General features: G+C 64.5%; 1 pseudogene. It reads right to left on the bottom strand.

Annotated features, from left to right (window positions below):
• Positions 1–279, bottom strand: a pseudogene (locus AAEZ08_RS22820) (apolipoprotein N-acyltransferase); the annotation flags it as partial.

Raw genomic sequence — 279 nt, 5'->3', positions numbered from 1 at the left:
AGGTAGCCCTCCACGGACTCCTTGAGCACCGGCACGGCGGTTTCCGGCCATACCAGCAGGTCGACACGCTTGGAGCTCAGGCTCATGTCGCGGTACAGCGCCAACTGTGCATTGAGCTGGTCCGGGTCCCACTTCATGCTTTGCTCGACGTTGCCCTGGATCGCGGCCACGCTCAGCGGCGCGCCAGACGGCGATGTCCAGGCGTGATGCTTGAGCGCCAGGCCAATGGCCCAAGGCGCAACCAGCAATAACAGGCCTGCGCCGATGAAGGCATTGCGC

This window comes from Pseudomonas sp. E45-MNA-CIBAN-0222, assembly GCF_040310405.1.
Taxonomy (GTDB): domain Bacteria; phylum Pseudomonadota; class Gammaproteobacteria; order Pseudomonadales; family Pseudomonadaceae; genus Stutzerimonas; species Stutzerimonas stutzeri_AC.
This window is presented reverse-complemented; position numbering and strand designations above follow the sequence as displayed.